Annotated in this window: 11 protein-coding genes and 2 tRNA genes; 6 read left to right on the plus strand and 7 right to left on the minus strand. The window is 69.4% G+C overall.

Annotated elements, in window-relative coordinates; translation table 11 throughout:
* Positions 1-114: 114 nt before the first annotated feature.
* From IEX89_RS16025 to IEX89_RS16050, 6 genes are all read left to right on the plus strand, one after another.
* Positions 115-453, plus strand: a complete 339-nt coding sequence (locus IEX89_RS16025; RefSeq protein ID WP_188914246.1) for a P-II family nitrogen regulator — start codon at positions 115-117, stop codon at positions 451-453.
* Between the two features lie 94 nt (positions 454-547).
* Entirely contained in the window at positions 548-1,957 is a 1,410-nt protein-coding gene (glnA, locus tag IEX89_RS16030; RefSeq protein WP_188914247.1) for a type I glutamate--ammonia ligase, read from the plus strand.
* A 354-nt stretch (positions 1,958-2,311) separates the two neighbouring features.
* A complete protein-coding gene (gene lon, locus IEX89_RS16035) occupies positions 2,312-4,735 on the plus strand; it encodes an endopeptidase La (protein ID WP_188914248.1) in 2,424 nt (807 codons plus the stop codon).
* A 144-nt stretch (positions 4,736-4,879) separates the two neighbouring features.
* On the plus strand, positions 4,880-5,224 hold the full coding sequence (locus tag IEX89_RS16040) for an HU family DNA-binding protein (protein ID WP_188914297.1): 345 nt from the start codon (positions 4,880-4,882) through the stop codon (positions 5,222-5,224).
* A 108-nt stretch (positions 5,225-5,332) separates the two neighbouring features.
* Positions 5,333-5,408 (plus strand) — tRNA-Val (locus IEX89_RS16045).
* Positions 5,409-5,560: 152 nt separating this feature from the next.
* Positions 5,561-5,637, plus strand: a tRNA-Asp gene (locus tag IEX89_RS16050).
* Positions 5,638-5,783: 146 nt separating this feature from the next.
* On the opposite strand, the gene purU is transcribed toward IEX89_RS16050, so the two are convergent.
* From purU to IEX89_RS16085, 7 genes are all read right to left on the minus strand, one after another.
* Positions 5,784-6,647: a formyltetrahydrofolate deformylase gene (gene purU / locus IEX89_RS16055; protein ID WP_188914249.1), complete on the minus strand. Its 864-nt coding sequence runs from the start codon at positions 6,645-6,647 to the stop codon at positions 5,784-5,786.
* A gap of 177 nt (positions 6,648-6,824) precedes the next feature.
* Positions 6,825-8,186, minus strand: coding sequence for an L-serine ammonia-lyase (locus IEX89_RS16060; RefSeq protein WP_188914250.1), 1,362 nt, complete (start codon positions 8,184-8,186; stop codon positions 6,825-6,827).
* Between the two features lie 27 nt (positions 8,187-8,213).
* On the minus strand, positions 8,214-8,777 hold the full coding sequence (locus IEX89_RS16065; protein WP_188914251.1) for a sarcosine oxidase subunit gamma: 564 nt from the start codon (positions 8,775-8,777) through the stop codon (positions 8,214-8,216).
* On the minus strand, positions 8,761-11,763 hold the full coding sequence (locus tag IEX89_RS16070; RefSeq protein WP_188914252.1) for a sarcosine oxidase subunit alpha family protein: 3,003 nt from the start codon (positions 11,761-11,763) through the stop codon (positions 8,761-8,763). The genes IEX89_RS16065 and IEX89_RS16070 overlap by 17 nt, the downstream gene beginning before the upstream one ends.
* A complete protein-coding gene (locus IEX89_RS16075) occupies positions 11,760-12,053 on the minus strand; it encodes a sarcosine oxidase subunit delta (protein WP_188914253.1) in 294 nt (97 codons plus the stop codon). Before IEX89_RS16075 ends, IEX89_RS16070 begins: the two co-directional genes overlap by 4 nt.
* 11 nt (positions 12,054-12,064) lie before the next feature.
* Entirely contained in the window at positions 12,065-13,321 is a 1,257-nt protein-coding gene (locus IEX89_RS16080; protein WP_188914254.1) for a sarcosine oxidase subunit beta family protein, read from the minus strand.
* Positions 13,322-13,491: 170 nt separating this feature from the next.
* Positions 13,492-14,505: a GlxA family transcriptional regulator gene (locus IEX89_RS16085; protein WP_188914255.1), complete on the minus strand. Its 1,014-nt coding sequence runs from the start codon at positions 14,503-14,505 to the stop codon at positions 13,492-13,494.
* Positions 14,506-14,552 lie beyond the last annotated feature (47 nt).

A 14,552-nucleotide genomic window follows, 5' to 3' on the forward strand; every position in this document is an offset into this window, starting at 1 on the left:
GCCGCAAAAGCAGTCAGCCTCGCTTGCTCCGCTCGTTCGCGGCGGTGATAAAACACGAGGCGCGGACCAGCGGCCCGCGCCAGCACGACAGCGACGACCGAAGGCGAAGCCGACATGCGAAAGATCGAGGCGATCATCAAGCCGTTCAAGCTCGACGAAGTGAAGGAAGCGCTCCAGGACGTCGGGCTTCAGGGCATCACGGTCATCGAGGCCAAGGGCTTCGGCCGTCAGAAGGGGCATACCGAGCTCTACCGGGGTGCCGAATACGTCGTCGACTTCCTCCCGAAGGTGAAGCTCGAGATCGTCCTCGCGGACGAGCTGGTCGAGAAGGCCGTGGAGGCCATCCGCAAGGCCGCGCAGACCGGCCGCATCGGCGATGGCAAGATTTTTGTATCGACGGTGGACGAGGCGATCCGCATCCGCACCGGCGAGACCGGCGCGGACGCGATCTGACCCCCATCCCGCCTGCTTCGAGAGAAAAAGCGGCGCCCGAAGCCGCGGATGAAGATCCTGCCCTGAAGACCCCGTACGAGAGGACTACCCGGACATGCAGACCGCCAACGACGTGCTCAAGGCGATCAAGGACAACGACGTCAAGTACGTCGACTTCCGCTTCACCGATCCGAAGGGCAAGTGGCAGCACGTCACCTTCGACGTCTCCTTCGTGGACGAGGACACCTTCGCCGACGGCATCATGTTCGACGGCTCGTCGATCGCCGGCTGGAAGGCGATCAACGAATCCGACATGACGCTGATGCCGGCGCCCGAGACGGCGTGCATCGATCCGTTCTTCGCCGCCTCGACGATGTCCATCGTCTGCGACGTGCTCGAGCCGGCCTCCGGCGAGCCCTACAGCCGCGACCCGCGCGGCACGGCGAAGAAGGCCGAGGCCTTCCTGAAGTCGACCGGCATCGGCGACACGATCTACGTCGGCCCCGAGGCCGAGTTCTTCGTGTTCGACGACGTCAAGTTCGCCGCCGACCCCTACAACGTCTCCTTCCAGGTCGACTCGACCGAGCTGCCGACCAACGGCATGCGCGCGTACGAGGGCGGCAACATGGGCCACCGCATCCAGATGAAGGGCGGCTACTTCCCGGTGCCCCCGCTGGATGCCGGCCAGGACATGCGCTCCGAGATGCTCGCGGCCATGGCCGAGATGGGCGTCAACGTCGAGAAGCACCACCACGAGGTGGCTTCGGCCCAGCACGAGCTCGGCATGAAGTTCGACACGCTCACGCACATGGCCGACCAGATGCAGGTCTACAAGTACTGCATCCACAACGTGGCCGCCTCCTTCGGCAAGTCGGCGACCTTCATGCCCAAGCCCGTCTACGGCGACAACGGCTCGGGCATGCATGTCCACCAGTCCATCTGGAAGGACGGCAAGCCGCTCTTCGCCGGCGACAAGTACGCCGACCTGAGCCAGGAGTGCCTCTGGTACATCGGCGGCATCATCAAGCACGCCAAGGCGATCAACGCCTTCACCAACCCGTCGACGAACTCCTACAAGCGTCTCGTCCCGGGCTTCGAGGCGCCGGTGCTGCTCGCCTATTCCTCGCGCAACCGCTCGGCCTCCTGCCGCATCCCGTGGACGACCTCGCCGAAGGCCAAGCGCGTCGAGGTCCGCTTCCCCGATCCGACGGCGAACCCCTACCTCGCCTTCGCGGCGCTGCTGATGGCCGGCCTCGACGGCATCCTCAACAAGATCGACCCCGGCGCGGCGATGGACAAGGACCTCTACGACCTGCCGCCGCGCGAGCTCAAGAAGATCCCGACGGTCTGCGGCTCGCTGCGCGAGGCGCTCGCCGCGCTGGACAAGGACCGCGGCTTCCTCAAGGCCGGCGGCGTGTTCGACGACGACCAGATCGACGCCTTCATCGAGCTGAAGATGCAGGAAGTCATCAAGTTCGAGCACACGCCGCACCCGGTCGAGTACGTGATGTACTACTCGGTCTGATCCGGCTCGCGGCCTGCGCCGCACGCCGATCCGCCAACGACCGCCGAAGGGAGCCGGGGCGCGCCACGCGTCCCGGCTCTCTGCCCTTCCGGGGTCGCTCTTAGCTTGCGCACCTGCAAGCGCGGCTCCCGCGACGGCCGGGGGAGAGCCGCACGGCGCGCTTGAAACGAACCGCGCGACGCGCCACCTTATCGATCGTGGGACGCGCTCTCGCTCACCGATTCCAGGGGAGCGCGCCGCACGCCCCGCGCGTCGATCGATCGTCGCCGAGAGCGCGGGGCCGACATCCGCCCGCAGGCGGCCTGCTTCTTGCGAGAGGCGCGTCCGGGCGCAATGGGAAGAGGATCACCCTCAATGACACAGTCCAAGACGCGGCAGCCCGTCGTTCCGGGGACCGAGGGCACCTATCCGGTGCTTCCGCTCCGCGACATCGTCGTCTTCCCGCACATGATCGCGCCGCTCTTCGTCGGCCGCGAGAAGTCGATTCGCGCGCTCGAGGAGGTGGTCAAGACCGACCGCCACATCCTGCTCGCCACCCAGAAGGTCCCCACCGAGGACGACCCGGCGGCGGAAGACATCTACGACGTGGGTACGCTCGCGAACGTGCTGCAGCTGCTCAAGCTGCCCGACGGCACCGTGAAGGTGCTGGTCGAGGGCGCCGGTCGCGCGCGCGTGGACGGCTACGTGCGCACGGACACGCATTACGAGGCGCGCGCCACCGCGCTCGCCAACGAGCTGGGCGACCCCATCGAGGCGCAGGCGCTGGCCCGCTCGGTGGTCGGCGAGTTCGAGAACTACGTGAAGCTCAACAAGAAGATCTCGCCCGAGATCGTCGCCTCCACGACGCAGATCGAGGATCCGGCCAAGCTCGCCGACACGATCTCGTCGAACCTCGCCGTGAAGATCTCCGACAAGCAGGAGCTGCTCGAGACCGCGACCGTGGTCGAGCGTCTCGAGCGCGTGCTCGCCCTCATGGAGAGCGAGATCTCGGTGCTCCAGGTGGAGAAGCGCATCCGCACGCGCGTCAAGCGCCAGATGGAGAAGACGCAGCGGGAGTACTATCTCAACGAGCAGATGAAGGCGATCCAGAAGGAGCTCGGCGACGAGGAGGGCCGGGACGAGATCGCCGAGATCGAGCAGAAGATCGAGAAGACGAAGCTCTCCAAGGAGGCCCGCGACAAGGCCACCGCGGAGGTCAAGAAGCTGCGCCAGATGTCGCCCATGTCCGCCGAGGCGACGGTGGTGCGCAACTATCTCGACTGGATGCTCTCCATCCCGTGGAACAAGCGCTCCAAGGTCAAGAAGGACCTCGCGGGTGCGCAGGCCATCCTCGACGCCGATCATTTCGGCCTCGACAAGGTCAAGGAGCGCATCGTCGAGTATCTCGCCGTGCAACAGCGCGCCAACAAGCTCACGGGCCCGATCCTGTGCCTCGTCGGCCCTCCGGGCGTAGGCAAGACCTCGCTCGGCAAGTCGATCGCGCGCGCCACGGGCCGCGAGTTCGTGCGTATGTCGCTGGGCGGCGTGCGCGACGAGGCGGAGATCCGCGGTCACCGACGCACCTACATCGGCTCGATGCCCGGCAAGATCATCCAGTCGATGCGCAAGGCCAAGACCTCGAACCCGCTCATCCTGCTCGACGAGATCGACAAGATGGGCCAGGATTTCCGCGGCGATCCGTCCGCGGCGCTCCTCGAGGTGCTGGATCCCGAGCAGAACTCGACCTTCAACGACCATTACCTCGAGGTGGACTACGACCTCTCGAACGTGATGTTCGTGACGACGGCGAACACGCTCAACATCCCGGGCCCGCTCCTCGACCGCATGGAGACGATCCGGATCGCCGGCTACACCGAGGACGAGAAGGCCGAGATCGCGCGCAGGCACCTGATCCCCAACGCGATCAAGAAGCACGGCCTCAAGTCCGAGGAATGGGCCATCGACGATGCGGGGCTCCTCCTCCTCGTGCGGCGCTACACCCGCGAGGCGGGCGTGCGTAACCTCGAGCGCGAGATCTCCAACCTCGTGCGCAAGGCGGTCAAGCAGATCCTGATGACCGACACGACGTCGGTCGTGGTCACCGAGGACAACATCGGCGACTATCTCGGTGCGCCGAAGTACCGTTTCGGCGAGGCCGAGGCCGAGGACATGGTGGGCGTCGTCACGGGTCTCGCCTGGACCGAGGTCGGCGGCGAGCTGCTCACCATCGAAGGCGTCATGATGCCCGGCAAGGGCAAGATGACGGTCACGGGCAACCTGCGCGACGTGATGAAGGAATCGATCTCGGCGGCGGCGTCCTACGTCCGCTCGCGGGCGGTCGATTTCGGCCTCGAGCCGCCGCTCTTCGACCGCAAGGACATCCACGTCCACGTGCCGGAGGGTGCGACCCCCAAGGACGGCCCGTCCGCCGGCATCGCCATGGCGACCGCCATCGTGTCGATCATGACGGGCATCCCCGTGCGCAAGGACATCGCCATGACCGGCGAGGTCACCCTGCGCGGTCGGGTGCTGCCCATCGGCGGGCTCAAGGAGAAGCTGCTCGCGGCGCTCCGCGGCGGTCTCAAGACGGTCCTCGTCCCCGAGGAGAACGTCAAGGACCTCGCGGACGTGCCCGACAACCTGAAGTCCGGTCTCGAGATCGTTCCGGTCTCGCGGATGGAACAGGTTCTCGAGCACGCGCTGATCCGCAAGCCCGTGCCCATCGAGTGGGACGAATCGGCCATGCCGACCCCCACCCGCGGGGCGGACGAGAGCGAGCCGGGCTTCGTCGCCCACTGACGCGCTCGTGCGGGGCACACGTCGGTCCCAGAGAATGAGACGAACGGCCCTCGGACCCCGGTCCGAGGGCCGTTTTTCGTCGCGCAACGTGATTTCCACAGCCAAATGGCGGTGTCGGCGCTTGCGAGGCCGGAGCATTCCGGTATGCAGGAAAGAACCGAACGTCGGCGCAGCAAGGGTTTGCGCGCCGCATACGCTCTGGAGGAGGTAGCGATGAACAAAGGCGAGCTCGTCACGGCGGTGGCCGAGAAGACCGGCCTCAGCAAGGCGCAGGCCGGCGAGGCGCTGGACGCCGCGCTGGAGGCGATCCAGGACACCCTGAAGAAGGGCGAGGAAGTGAAGATCGTCGGCTTCGGCACCTTCACCGTCGCCGACCGCCCCGCGGGCGAGGCGCGCAACCCGCGCACCGGCGAGAAGGTCCAGGTCCCGGCCTCCAAGACCCCGAAGTTCAAGGCCGGCGCCGGCCTCAAGGACGCCGTCAACGGCTGACGCGTCGATCGAGAGAACGACCGGGAAGCCGTCGGCGTGCTTGCGCCGGCGGCTTCGTCTTTCTATGTACGTGCGTGCGGAACGCGGCAGTCGCGCCGGCATCCGCGAGGGCGGTTAGCTCAGCTGGTAGAGCATCTCGTTTACACCGAGAGGGTCGGCGGTTCGAACCCGTCACCGCCCACCACCCGATCCGCGCAAAGCCTTGCGGAACAAGCCTTCCGGACGATTTCGCAGAAAAAGAGCGAAGGCGGCTTTCGGATCGCTTGACAGGGCCGGCGGGGGGTTCTAAACCCCGCCCACTGCCGCTGCGGACCACTCCCGCCGGCAACGGGAAATGCGGGCGTAGCTCAGTCGGTTAGAGTGCCGGCCTGTCACGCCGGAGGTCGCGGGTTCGAGCCCCGTCGCCCGCGCCACCCGCTCCGGCTCGGCCGGATCCTTCTGAACATCGATGCCATTCGCTGGTCGATGTAGTGCCTGTGGCATTCACGTCGGCACTCGTCCTGCACGCCCCACACCCCCGGCCCCTCTCCACGAGGGAGAGGGGAGTCGCTCCAGAAGATCACCGGAAGACGACCGTCCTGTTCCCGTTGAGCAGCACGCGGCGCTCCACGTGGAAGGCGACCGCGCGGGCGAGGACGACGCTCTCCACGTCGCGGCCGAGCGCGGTCAGCTGCGCCGGCCCGTCCTCGTGGGAGACGCGCACCACCTCCTGCTCGATGATCGGCCCCTCGTCGAGATCCGGCGTGACGTAGTGCGCGGTCGCGCCGATGAGCTTCACGCCGCGCGCCCAGGCCTGGGTGTAGGGCGCCGCGCCCTTGAAGCTCGGCAGGAAGGAATGGTGGATGTTGATCGCCCGGCCTTCCAGGAAGCGGCACATCCCGTCCGAGAGCACCTGCATGTAGCGCGCGAGCACGACGAGATCGACGCGCAGATCCTCGACGAGCGCGGCCAGAGCCGCCTCCTGCGCCTGCTTCGTCTCCGGCGTCACAGGCATGTGGTGGAAGGGGATCTCGTAGCGGTTGGCGAGATCCTCGAAGTCCCGATGGTTCGAGACGATGGCGGCGATGTCGACCTTCAGGGCGCCGATCTTCCAGCGGTAGAGCAGGTCGTTCAGGCAATGCCCGAACTTGGAGACCATGATGATCACCCGCGGCCGGTCGGACGTGTCGTGGAGCGTCCAGTCCATGTCGTAGCGGGCGGCCAGCGTGTCGAGCGGCGCGCGCAGGCGCTCGATGGACGTGTCCGGGTCCACCGGCGTGAAGGCGACGCGCATGAAGAAGCGCTCGGTGTCGCGGTCGCCGAACTGCTGGTTCGTGATGATGTTGCAGCCGTTCTGCACCATGAAGCCCGAGATCGCGTGCACGATCCCGATCGTGTCGATGCAGGAGAGCTTGAGGACGAATTTCGGGTCGTCGAGCTTCATGATGCGTGTTCCCGTTCGATCGAGGGAGCGGTCGTGGCGTCCACGAGGGTCGTCGTGGTCGGCGTGGGCGCGGCGGCAGTCCTGCGGCCGGTCCGCCGCCCTCCCCACCCTCAGGCCTTCGGCCTTCGTCCTCCCCTGCGGGGAGGTGGCGGCGGCAGGCGGCGGCGGCGCGGTGCGTCAGCACTCCGCGACGTTCACCGCGAGGCCGCCCTGGGACGTCTCCTTGTACTTCGACTGCATGTCGAGGCCGGTCTGGCGCATCGTCTCGATGACGCAGTCGAGGGAGACGTGGTGGACGCCGTCGCCGTGCATCGCGAGGGATGCGGCGGCGATGGCCTTGACCGCGCCGAAGGCGTTGCGCTCGATGCAGGGGATCTGCACGAGCCCGCCGACGGGGTCGCAGGTCATGCCGAGATGGTGCTCCATGGCGATCTCGGCGGCGTTCTCCACCTGCTCCGGCGTGGCGCCGAGCGCGGCAGCAAGCCCGGCGGCGGCCATGGAGGCGGCGGAGCCCACCTCGCCCTGGCAGCCCACCTCCGCGCCGGAGATGGAGGCCTTGCGCTTGATCAGCCCGCCGATGGCGGCGGCGGTGAGAAGGAAGGTGCGCGTCGTCTCCGGCGCGGTCTCGCCACAGATCTCGCGCAGGTAGCGCAGCACCGCCGGCACGATCCCGGCCGCGCCGTTGGTCGGGGCCGTGACGACGCGCCCGCCCGCGGCGTTCTCCTCGTTGACGGCGATGGCGAAGGTCGAGACCCGGTCCATCACCTCGCTCGGCGAGCGCGTGTTGGCACGCATGCCGGCCTCGAGCCGCGCGTGCAGGTCCTTGGCGCGCCGGCGCACCTTCAGGCGCCCGGGGAGCGTGCCGCCGGTGGCGAGGCCGCGCTCGATGCAGGCGAGCATCGCCTCCGCGATTCGGTCGAGGCCCGCGTCGATCTCGGCACGCGAGCGCAGCGCCTCCTCGTTCTCGAGCTGGATCGCGGCGATCGTCGTGCCGCGGCGCCCGCAAAGCGCCACGAGCTCGTCGGCGCTGTCGAACGGCACCGGCGCGACGACGTCGATGGGCGCGTCCCGGGTCTCGTCCGCCTCGCCGATCACGAAGCCGCCGCCGATCGAGTAGTAGACCCGCGTCAGCACCGCCTCGCCCGCCTCGTCGAGCACCCGGAAGCGCATGCCGTTGGTGTGGCCCGGCAGCATCTCCGTCACGTCGAGAACGAGGTCGGCGGCGGGGTCGAAGGCGACCTCCCATTCCCCGACCCGCACGGCGCGGTCGCGCTCGAGCCCGGCGACGAGGCTCGGCACGGCATCGGGATCGATCCGGTCCGGCCGCTCGCCCAGGAGCCCGAGGCAGATGGCGAGATCGCTGGCGTGCCCACGCCCGGTGAAGGCGAGGGAGCCGTGCAGGCTGACGACGATCCGCGCCGGCGCGGAGCGCAATTCCCTCATGTCGCCGAGGAAGCGGCCCGCGGCCACCATCGGCCCCACCGTGTGCGAGCTCGACGGGCCGATGCCGATCTTGAAGAGCTCGAAGACGCTGATCATGCCTGGCTCTCCGGGAATGGCGGCGGCTCAGGTGCCCCGCGCGGCCTCGACGAGGAAAGTGCGAACATACTCCGCGAAGGAGCGCCAGCATTCCACCTCGAAGCACGCGGCGTCCACGCGCACGAGCAGGATTTCCGCCTTGCCGAGCAGCGTGCGCGTCGCCGCGCCCACGGGGAAGGCGGCGAGCGACAGGTCGAGCGGGCAGCCGGCGTTCAGCGCCGCTTCGGCCTGCGCCCCGGAGACGGCGAGCCCGCAATTGCGGTGGCTCACGTCGACGAGGGCGTGAACAATGCCGGCGAGATCGCCCGCGATCCGCGCGCCGAGCTCGTCCGTCTCGTCGGCCGGGCCGGAGACGAGCCATTCGTCGGGGCCCAGCCGTAGAGCGCGCCGCTCGTCGTGCGCGGCGAAGGTGCCGATCGGCCGATCGAGGGGAAGGCCCGCGACGCTCCCGATCCGCGCGGCTTCCGCGGGACGAAGCCGCAGCGACAGCCGCGCGCGGGGCGGCAGCGGCGCGATGGCGGTGCCCTTCACGGTCTCGGTCGCGAGCGGGAAGGGCGCCGTGCGGGTCGCCTGATTACGAATCTCGAGCATGGACGCGCACTCCCTCGGCGTCGACGAAGACGGGGTTGCGGATCGTGGCGCGGGCGAAGCCGCCCGGCGTGGTGACGTGGACCGTCTCGCCCATGCGGGCCCGCCCGTCGGCGACGAGGGCGAGCGCGATGGTGCGCCCGCAGGCGGGGCTCCAATAGCTCGACGTGACGTGGCCGAGCATGGGCACGGGAACCGGGGCGGAAGGATCGACGACGATCTGCGCGCCCTCGTCGAGGCGCTCGTTCGGGTCGAGGGTCTCGAGGCCCACGAGCTGCTTGCGGCCGCTCGCCACGAGGTCGGGTCGCGCCAGCGAGCGCATGCCCACGAAGTCCCGCTTGACCTTGGAGACCATGCCGCCCAGCCCGACGTCGTCGGGCGTCACCGTGCCGTCGGTCTCCTGGCCCACGATGATGAAGCCCTTCTCGGCGCGCAGCACGTGCATCGTCTCGGTGCCGTAGGGGGTGATGCCGTGCGCGCGCCCCGCGTCGTAGAGCGTCTCCCATACCGAGAGCGCGTGGTCGGCGGGCACGTTGACCTCGTAGCCGAGCTCGCCCGTGAAGGAGACGCGCATCAGCCGCGTCGGCACCCCGCAGACGTAGCCCTCGCGCACCGACATGTGCGGCATCGCCTCGTTGGAGAGGTCGATGTCGGAGACGAAGGGCGCGAGCACCTCGCGCGCCTTGGGGCCCTGCAGCGCGATCACCGCCCATTGCTCGGTGACGCTCGTCAGGAAGACGTCGAGATCCGGCCATTCGGTCTGGAGGTAGTCCTCCATGAGCGCCAGCACGCGGGCCGCGCCGCCCGTCGTCGTGGTGACGTGGAAGCGGTCCTCGGCCAGGCGCGCGACGACGCCGTCGTCGAGGATGAAGCCGTCCTCCTTGAGCATCAGGCCGTAGCGGCACTTGCCCGGCGCGAGCTTCGACCAGCCGTTGACGTACATGCGGTTCATGAATTCCGCCGCGTCGGGCCCCACGACCTCGATCTTTCCGAGCGTCGAGGCGTCGAAGATGCCGAGCCCTTCGCGCACCGCCGCGCATTCGCGCGCGACGGCGGCGTGCATGTCCTCGCCGTCCTCAGGGAAGTACCAGGCGCGGCGCCACAGCGAGACCGGCTCGAACGCGGCGCCGTTCGCCTCCGCCCAGGAATCGATGGGCGTCTTGCGCACGGGGTCGAACAGGGCGCCCTTGCTGGGCCCCACCAGCGCGCCGAACGAGACCGGCGTGTAGGGCGGGCGGAACGTCGTCGTGCCGACCTGCGGCAGCTCCTTGTCGAGGAGCCCGGCGACGTAGCCGAGCGCGTTCATGTTCGACGTCTTGCCCTGGTCGGTCGCCATGCCCGTCGTCGTGTAGCGCTTGACGTGCTCGATGGAGTGGAAGCCCTCGCGCACGGCGAGCTTCAGGTCCTTGGCGGTGACGTCGTTCTGGAAATCGACGAAGGCGCGCACGCGGCCGGGATCGACATCCGTGGGCATCACCCGCATCGGCTGGAAGCCGGTGCGGGCGGGGCTCGCCTCGAAGGCACGGGTCTCGTCGAGGCTCGCGGCCTGCGCGCCGGCGGCGAAGCCGGCCGCAAGGCAGGCGGCGAGATCGTAGGTGCCGGCGCAGGCGCCCGCCGAGCGTTCCGCCTGGGCGTGACTCGCCGGCAGGAAGGCGTCCTGGCCCGCGTCGTAGGCGAGCTTGCCGCGCGATTGCGAGAACAGGTGCACGGCGGGCGTCCAGCCCCCGGACATGCCCACGCAGTCGCAAGCCAGCGTCCGGCGCGGCCCGACCGAGCCGTCCGCCCGCAGCGGGGCGACGATCAGGCCCGATACGCGAAGCCGGCCCTTCGAGCCGACGACGGTATGGCCGGGCAGCACCGTGATGCCGCGCTCCGCCGCGAAGGCGGTGTCGGCGACGCAATCCACCGCGAGCCGTGCATCCACGATCGTCACGGCGAGGCCCGCCGCCTTCAGGTCGGCGGCGACCGTGTAGGCGGAGGAGCCCGTCGTCGCGAGCACGATCTCGCGGCCGGGCGCCACAGCATAGCGGTTGACGAGGATGCGCAGGCTCTCCGCCAGCATGATGCCCGGGCGGTCGTTGTCGGCGAAGACGAGGGGGCGCTCGTGCGATCCCGTGGCGAGGACGACCTCGCCGGCACGCACCTGCCACAGCCGCTCGCGCGGCGCGCCGTGCGTGTCGCCGGCCGGCAGGTGGTCGGTGATCCGCTCCACGAGGGCGACGTGATTGTGGTTGTAGTAGCCGAAGGCGGTGGTCCGCGGCAGCACGACGACGTTCTCGTGCGCGTCGAGCGCCGCGATCGTCTGCGCGACCCAGTCCTGCGCCGGCACGCCGTCGATCGTCGAGGTGACGTCGTGCAGGAGCGCGCCGCCGGGCTCCGCCTGCTCGTCGGCGAGCATGACCCGCTTGCCCGAGCGCGCGGCGGCGAGCGCCGCGGCGAGGCCGGCGGGGCCCGCGCCGACGACGAGCAGGTCGCAATGGGCGTGGCGATGGGCGTAGCGGTCCGGGTCCGGCCCCGCGGGCGCGACGCCGAGCCCGGCGGCGGCGCGGATGATCGGCTCGTAGACCTTGTCCCAGAAGGAACGCGGCCACATGAAGGTCTTGTAGTAGAAGCCCGCGACGAAGACCGGCGAGAGCACGTCGTTGACGGCGCCGACGTCGAAGGCGAGTGACGGCCAGCGGTTCTGCGAACCGGTGACGAGCCCGTCCACGGCCTCGAGCACGCTGGCGCGGTTGTTCGGGTCGACGCGCCCCGCGCCGCGATCCGCCGAGAGGAGCGCGTTGGGCTCGTCGGTGCCCACCGAGAGCAGGCCGCGCGGGCGATGGTACTTGAACGAACGGCCCATCAGATGGACGCCGTTGGCGAGCAGCGTCGAGGCGACCGTGTCGCCGGCATATCCGGTGAAGGTCTCGCCGTCGAAGCGGATCGTGAGGGGGCGGGAGCGGTCGATGCGGCCGCCGCGCTCCAGGCGGAAGGGTTGCCGGCTCATCGAACGTCCTCCGCTGCCATGTCGGGCCGCGCCGTGCCGGCGGGATACGTGGTCACGAACGCGTCCGTATGCGTGTCGCGCAGGGCGTTGAACCAGCGCTGGCAGCCGTGCGCGTGGTTCCAGCGTTCGGCGAAGACCCCCTTCGGGTTGTTGCGCACGAACAGGAACTCCGACCATTCCCGGTCGTCGAGCGCCGACGGGTCGGCCGGGCGCGCCACGTGCGCCTCGCCGCCGTAGCGGAACTCGAGCTCGGGCCGCGGCCCGCAATGGGGACAGGTGATCAGCAGCATGGCGAGAGCCTTCAGTGCGCGACGGCGGCCGCGGCCGCCTCGTCGATCAGCCGCCCGGTGCGGAAGCGGTCGAGCGTGAACGGCGCGTTGATCGGGTGCGGCTCGCCGGTGGCGAGCGTGTGCGCGAAGACGTGCGCGGAGCCCGGCGTCGCCTTGAAGCCGCCGGTGCCCCAGCCGCAATTGACGTAGAGGCCGGGCACCGGCGTCTTGCCGATGATCGGCGAGCGGTCGGGCGTCACGTCGACGATGCCGCCCCAATTGCGCAGCATGCGCATGCGCGAGAAGCGCGGGAAGATCTCGCAGATGGCATCCAACGTGTGCGTCGAGATCTGCAGGCCGCCCTGCTGGGAATAGGAGACGTACTGGTCGGTGCCCGCACCGATGACGAGCTCGCCCTTGTCCGATTGCGAGATGTAGGCGTGGACCGCATTCGACATGACGACGCAGGGGAAGACCGGCTTCACCGGCTCCGACACCAGCGCCTGGAGCGGGAAGCTCTGGAGCGGCATGCGCACGCCCGCGCGCTCCATGATCACGCTCGTGTGGCCCGCCGCCACGACGCCCACGCGCTTGGCGCCGATGAAGCCCTTCGTCGTCTCGACGCCGGTGACGGCGCCGGTCGCGGGATCGCGCCGGAAGCCCGTGACCTCGCAATTCTGGATGATGTCGACGCCGCGCTGGTCCGCCGCGCGGGCATAGCCCCAAGCCACCGCGTCGTGACGCGCCGTGCCGCCGCGGCGTTGCAGGGCGGCGCCGAGAACCGGATAGCGCGCCGAGCGGTCGATGTTGAGCGGCGGGCAATAGGCCTGCGCCTCCTCGGGCGTCAGCCACTCGTTGTCGACGCCGTTGAGCCGGTTGGCGTAGACGTGGCGCTTGAAGACCTGAACGTCGTGGACATTGTGCGCGAGCATCATCACGCCGCGCTGCGAATACATGACGTTGTAGTTCAGGTCCTGCGAGAGCCCTTCCCAGAGCTTGACCGAATGCTCGTAGAGATGCGCGCTCTCGTCGTAGAGGTAGTTCGAGCGGATGATCGTGGTGTTGCGGCCGGTGTTGCCGCCGCCGATCCAGCCTTTCTCCAGCACCGCCACGTTGGTGATGCCGTGCACCTTGGCGAGGTAGTGCGCCGTGCCGAGCCCGTGGCCGCCGCCGCCGACGATGATCACGTCGTAGCTCGCCTTCGGCTCGGGGGAGCGCCATTGGCGGCCCCAGCCCGTGTGCCCGCGGGTCGCCTCCGAGAGAAGGCTTGCAAGGTTGAAGCGGCGCATGGCGATCTCGTGCTCCTCCACCGGTCCGGATACCCGGATGGACGTGTCCCAGCATGCGGGAGACGGGCGGGCAGCGCTTGAGCGGCGACGACGTTCTCTTGTGCTTTCGCGACACGAAAACGTCGCTTGCGCTCAAGCGCGACGGCAGGCGGAACGATCGCCGGCGATCGTCATTCCGCGGCCTCGACGCTCGGCGTCGCGGCGGGGCGCGCGCCGCGCACGATGCTGGGCGAGAGGTTGAAGTAGCTCTTGAACTGGCGGGAGAAATGCGCGGCGTCGCAAAAGCCCGTCTCGACCGCCACGGCGGTGACGGGCTTTCGCGTGTTCTCGAGCAGCCAGCGCGCGTGGCGCAGGCGCAGCTGACGGTAGACGACGGCGGGGCGCAGCCGCAGGCGCGCCTGGAACAGCCGCTCCAGCTGGCGCGTGGAGAGCGCGAGGCGCGAGGCGATCTCCTCGATGGTCAGCGGCTCGGCGATGCTCTGCTCCATCAGCCGCACGGCGCGCTCCACCCGCGGATCGCCGATGCGCTCCACGGGCAGCGCGTGGGGCTGCGCGTCGCTCGCCGCGCGGGCGTGCTGGAGGAGGAGGACGTGCAGGGCCTTCTGCGCCACGCCGCGCCCGAGATGCTTCTCGATGAGGAAGGCGGCGAGATCCGCCACGCCGGCGCCGCCGGCGCAGGTGATCCGGTCGCGATCGACGAGGAAGAGCCGGTCCGAGATCGGGTCGGTGTCCGCGAACTCGGTCTCGTAATCGGCGTGGTGATACCAGGAGACGCAGGCGCGACGATTTCGCATCAGTCCCGCGCGGGCGAGCACGAAGGAGCCGGTGCACACGCCCACCAGCGGCACCCCGGCCGCGGCCGCCCGACGTAGCCACGCCTCCGTCGTCGCGTCGACCTGATGCCCGGAATGGAGCAGCCCGCCGACCACGACGACGTAGTCGAAGCTCGACGGCTCCCCGAGCGGCGCCGTGCGGCTGACCAGGAGCCCGCAGCTCGAGCGCACCGGCTGCGTCGTCGGCGCCATGATCGCCCATGAGCACCGGATCGGCCGCGAGCGATCCCCCTCGTCCGCCGCGAGCCGCAGGGGATCGACGAAGAGCGAGAGTGCCGAGAGCGTGAAGTCGTGGGCGAGCACGAATCCGACACGCAGCGCGAGCGGTGAGCCGGGGGTGGCTGCGAGCATCGATGTCGTCCTCCCTGATTCGAAGCGTAATGCAGCGAGGCGCCCGG

It is taken from the genome of Salinarimonas ramus (assembly GCF_014645695.1).
Taxonomy (GTDB): Bacteria; Pseudomonadota; Alphaproteobacteria; order Rhizobiales; family Beijerinckiaceae; genus Salinarimonas; species Salinarimonas ramus.

What these genes read in the sequence shown, in the direction of transcription:
- IEX89_RS16025 (WP_188914246.1), top strand. Translation starts at nt 115, where the DNA reads ATGCGAAAGATCGAGGCGATCATCAAGCCGTTCAAGCTCGACGAAGTG.
- glnA (WP_188914247.1), top strand. Translation starts at nt 548, where the DNA reads ATGCAGACCGCCAACGACGTGCTCAAGGCGATCAAGGACAACGACGTC.
- lon (WP_188914248.1), top strand. Translation starts at nt 2,312, where the DNA reads ATGACACAGTCCAAGACGCGGCAGCCCGTCGTTCCGGGGACCGAGGGC.
- IEX89_RS16040 (WP_188914297.1), top strand. Translation starts at nt 4,880, where the DNA reads ATGCAGGAAAGAACCGAACGTCGGCGCAGCAAGGGTTTGCGCGCCGCA.
- purU (WP_188914249.1), bottom strand. Translation starts at nt 6,647, where the DNA reads ATGAAGCTCGACGACCCGAAATTCGTCCTCAAGCTCTCCTGCATCGAC.
- IEX89_RS16060 (WP_188914250.1), bottom strand. Translation starts at nt 8,186, where the DNA reads ATGATCAGCGTCTTCGAGCTCTTCAAGATCGGCATCGGCCCGTCGAGC.
- IEX89_RS16065 (WP_188914251.1), bottom strand. Translation starts at nt 8,777, where the DNA reads ATGCTCGAGATTCGTAATCAGGCGACCCGCACGGCGCCCTTCCCGCTC.
- IEX89_RS16070 (WP_188914252.1), bottom strand. Translation starts at nt 11,763, where the DNA reads ATGAGCCGGCAACCCTTCCGCCTGGAGCGCGGCGGCCGCATCGACCGC.
- IEX89_RS16075 (WP_188914253.1), bottom strand. Translation starts at nt 12,053, where the DNA reads ATGCTGCTGATCACCTGTCCCCATTGCGGGCCGCGGCCCGAGCTCGAG.
- IEX89_RS16080 (WP_188914254.1), bottom strand. Translation starts at nt 13,321, where the DNA reads ATGCGCCGCTTCAACCTTGCAAGCCTTCTCTCGGAGGCGACCCGCGGG.
- IEX89_RS16085 (WP_188914255.1), bottom strand. Translation starts at nt 14,505, where the DNA reads ATGCTCGCAGCCACCCCCGGCTCACCGCTCGCGCTGCGTGTCGGATTC.